Annotated in this window: 5 protein-coding genes; all 5 read left to right on the top strand. The window is 29.2% G+C overall.

Going from position 1 to position 4,334, the window contains the following annotated elements; translation table 11 throughout:
- Window positions 1-295: transposase (locus BN350_RS20340; protein ID WP_147573602.1), on the top strand; the 295-nt coding region annotated here is incomplete at its 5' end.
- A gap of 122 nt (window positions 296-417) precedes the next feature.
- Window positions 418-1,188 carry an ABC transporter ATP-binding protein gene (locus tag BN350_RS14450; protein WP_028044243.1) on the top strand — a complete coding sequence of 257 codons (771 nt, stop codon included), beginning with the start codon at window positions 418-420 and terminating at the stop codon, window positions 1,186-1,188.
- Entirely contained in the window at window positions 1,185-2,429 is a 1,245-nt protein-coding gene (locus BN350_RS19390; RefSeq protein ID WP_044600356.1) for an FtsX-like permease family protein, read from the top strand. Before BN350_RS14450 ends, BN350_RS19390 begins: the two co-directional genes overlap by 4 nt.
- 67 nt (window positions 2,430-2,496) lie before the next feature.
- Window positions 2,497-3,129 (top strand): 2-C-methyl-D-erythritol 4-phosphate cytidylyltransferase, encoded by a 633-nt coding sequence (gene ispD, locus BN350_RS14440; protein WP_028044242.1) that lies wholly within the window; start codon window positions 2,497-2,499, stop codon window positions 3,127-3,129.
- Between the two features lie 78 nt (window positions 3,130-3,207).
- On the top strand, window positions 3,208-4,334 hold a 1,127-nt coding region (locus tag BN350_RS19385; RefSeq protein WP_044600368.1), incomplete at its 3' end, for a glycoside hydrolase family 10-like protein.

Below are 4,334 nucleotides of genomic sequence, written 5' to 3'. Positions count from 1 at the left end.
ACATACTCCAAAATGGAAAGAATTATATCCAAAGCGTAAGGAAAGTATAGAACGGGTATTTGGAGATTGTAAGGAGCAGCATAATTTAAGATATACAAGATTGAGAGGACTACAAAAAAATCAGCATCAGGCGCTGATGATTTTTGCGTGTCATAATTTAAAAAGAATGGCAAGGTGGAGATGGAATGCTTCTTCTAAAGCCCATCTATATAGAGTAAAAATAGCATTTTTCAAAAATTTAAAAGAAAATAAAAAGCGATACTCGTTTTGGAGTACCACTTTGTCAACAGTCTGAAACTACACATTGTGTAGTTTTTTGTCATTTTACGAAACCGCTTTCTATTGACAAGAACAGATAAGGAATCTATACTTATACGTAGCATGCTACGTATAAGTATAGGAAAGTTGGGATAAGTTATGAGTCAATATATTTTACAGGCAAAGAAATTAACAAAGGTTTATGGATTACATACTGAAAATGAATTTGAGGCTCTACATCAGATTGATTTTGCTGTTGAAACTGGAGAATTTATTTGTATCATGGGACCAAGTGGGAGTGGGAAATCAACATTTATTAATAATATATCTACAATAGATATGCCTACGAGTGGATCTGTGAGAATTCATGATATTGATATAAGAACAATGTCATCACATGAAATTGGAAAGTTTCGTTATCAAAATCTTGGCTTTGTATTTCAAGAATTTAATTTATTAGATACACATACTCTCTATGAGAACATTATTATGCCATTATCATTAGCTAAGGTTAATCAAAAGGAAATACAAATAAGGGTTGATGAAATGGCTGATCATTTAGGAATAAAGGCATTACTTCATAAGTATCCTTATGAATGCTCAGGCGGACAAAGACAACGAGCAGCCATATGTAGAGCATTAATCGCAAAGCCTCAAATCATTATAGCTGATGAGCCAACTGGTAATTTAGATAGTGAAAATTCTCATGAATTATTAAGTTTGCTGAAAGATTTAAATGAAACAAATAAAGTGACTATCATTATGGTATCTCATGATCCTCTTATTGCTTCTTATTCATCAAGACTGGTTTATATTAAAGATGGAAAAATTGCTGAAACTTTATGTCGAGAGGAATTAAGTCAAGATGACTATTTTCAAAAAATCGTTGATATTAATTCTGCTGAATCAAGAAGGCTGATGTCAAAATGATAAAAGAAGCATTTCTATCTATTAAAAATGATTATCAGCGATCATTATTTTATTGGTTAACTTTCTTTTTAACGACTTTATTTATTTTTGTATTTTTCCAAATTGCATGTTCTCCAGATATCGGGATGTCTTTTATTAATGCTCAAAATAATGTTGTGACTTATTTGTGTGTCTTTGTTTTGTTTTTATGTATGTTTGCAGTGTTTTTTGCGAATGATTTTTATGTTAAGAAAAAATCTCAGGAACTTGCAGTTCAGTTAGTATGTGGGGCTACATTTTTGCAGCTAACTATATACTTATTATCACAAACAATTATTTTATTTGTTGTTGCAGTACCATTAGCTTTATTCATTGGAAAGATTCTTTTTGTTATAATAACTTTGTTTTTAAATTTTGTTATTCCTATATCTTATGAAGGGTATATTATTACAATTGTTGTTTTGTTTTGTGAAATCTTTTGGTGTACATTATTAAATTTAGGATATGCATATCGTAGTTCAATTAAATCTCTGATTCAAGGTGATAGAATTATTGAATCACATCATATAAAAATGCCTTTTCATTTGAATATGAGCATTAAGAAAGGTTTGTCTGTATTATTGTTTATAGTTCCTATTGTTTTATTTTATATTTATGGTAATGAGCCTTCTGCTATTATTGTTTTTTCAATTATAGGGATGATTGGATTATTAGGGTGTTTGAATAAGATTGTTATTCCGTATATGGATAAGTGGATTCAAAAAGAAGTAGAAGATCAAAATAAATTGGTTTATATTGGATTTCTAAGAAGAGATATAAAATTTATGAAAAATAACATTTTGTTTTTGATTATAAGTGCTATCTTAATGGTAGGTATTTTAGTTATGGGATTGGATAATATGATGTATTTTGTGTTAATATTTATTTCTTATTGTGTGAGTCATTGTCTGTTGTCACTAACGATTCTATTTCGCTTTTCAACAGAAATGTTAAGTCGTGAGAAGATATTTTTATCTTTAAGAAGAATAGGATATGAGAATCATCATATAAGATCTATTATTCAAAAAGAAATATTATTATTGTATAGCTTTATACTGCTTATTTCTTTATTATATATCTTTAATATTCTTTTCTCTTTATATCTTTATCACTATATTTCATTAGTTCTGATTGGCTATATGATGATTGCTTTTGTTTTACCATTAATATTATGTGCCTTATTCAATATGTTTCAATATTTACATTTTGTAAATGTTAAATGAAAGATTTCGACAAGAAATAAAATTCTTGATATAATGAAATCATTAATGAGAAAGGGGAATATGATCAATGTATAGTGTGATTATTTTATGTGCAGGAAAAGGAAGTAGAACAGGATTAGAATATAATAAAATGCTTTATCAAATGAATCATAAAACAATATATGAAATGACATTAGATTGTTTTTTACAAGATTCTCGATGTCAGCAGATTATTGTTGTCACACAACCTTATGAAAGAGAGACATTTCAGAAATTATCACATGATCAAAGAATTCTATTTGTAGATGGAGGGAAAGAACGCCAGGATAGTGTTTATGAAGGATTAAAGCAAGTCAATTCTCCTTATGTATTCATTCATGACGGAGCAAGACCTTATCTCAAAAAAGAATGTATCGATACATTATTAGCATGTCTTCATACACATAAGGCTTGTTTATTAATGGTACCTTGTAAGGATACGATTAAAAGAGTTGTTGATGGTCAAATCATTGAAACACTTAAAAGAAGTGAATTGATGCAGGCACAAACTCCTCAGGCATTTCAAACTGATGTTGTTAAGGAAGCGTATCGCCAGGGGATTATGCTTGATTATCAGGCAACAGATGATGCACAAATGGTAGAAATGTTTAGTAATGAAAAAGTGTTTGCAGTGATGGGTGATTACGAGAATATAAAAATCACAACAAAAGAAGATTTATGATAATATGAAAATATTTTAAGAAGTGATGCATAGAATGTTTAGTGTGAGTAAAAATGTTAGAGAGGATGTTTTGTAGGAATGAAAAAGAAAAGGCAAAGTATAACAGTTATTATTGTTTTGTTATGTATTAGTTTTATTGTTTATTTCTTTTTTCCTCAGGTCTCATGTACTCTTTCTTCTTTTGATAAAAGAGCTGTTTGGTTCACATATTCAGATTTGGCTAAATTTTCTTATGAATCCAAAAAAGATTTTATAAGTGATTTTGAAGAAGCAATGAAAAATGTTGAAAAATATAAAAATAATACAGTTATTGTACAAGTTAGACCATTTGCTGATGCTTTATATCAATCTAAAATATTTCCAATATCTAAAGTCATAACCCAAAGATCATCACTATCATTTGATCCCTTAGAAGAAATGGTGAAGATTGCACATGATTATAATCTATCAATTGAAGCATGGGTTAATCCTTATCGTATATCGCTTAATCAAAAAACATACCAACAATTTATTCAATTATCTCCAAAAAGTTCATGGTTAGAAGATACCAAACAATCTATTGGGTATGCAACTTTTAAATATATATTTAATCCAGCCAGTCAAGATGTAAGAGATTATATTGTAGCTGGAGTTAAAGAGATTGTAGAAAATTATGATGTGGATGGAATACATTTTGATGATTATTTTTATGTAGATGGCTCACATGAAGGAACAACGCAAAATCAAAGATTAGATAATGTTAATATGCTGATACAAGATGTCTACCAAAGTATTAAAAAAATAAAGCAAGATGTGACATTCGGTATTAGTCCCCAAGGGAATTACCAAAATTGTATTAATGAAGGGGCAGATATAGATACATGGCTTAAAGAAGAAGGATTTATAGATTATCTCATGCCACAGATATACTGGAGTGATCAGTATGGAACAGATGGAAAAACAAAGATGTTTACGAATCGTACACAACAGTTTGCAGGTTTAAAACGTCGAGATGATATGGTGTTATATGCCGGATTAGCATTATATCGTTCTGGTGAAGAAACGGACACAGACAAAGGATGGAAAGTATCATCACAAAATATTTCATCTCAATTACAAATTTTATATAAAAATAAATATAAAGGATATAGTTTATTTAATTACACCTCATTATTAAATCAGGCAGGACAAAAAGAAATGGATGAACTCATAAGACAACATCCATA

It is taken from the genome of Candidatus Stoquefichus massiliensis AP9, assembly GCF_000455285.1.
GTDB lineage: Bacteria > Bacillota_I > Bacilli_A > Erysipelotrichales > Coprobacillaceae > Stoquefichus > Stoquefichus massiliensis.
This window is presented reverse-complemented; position numbering and strand designations above follow the sequence as displayed.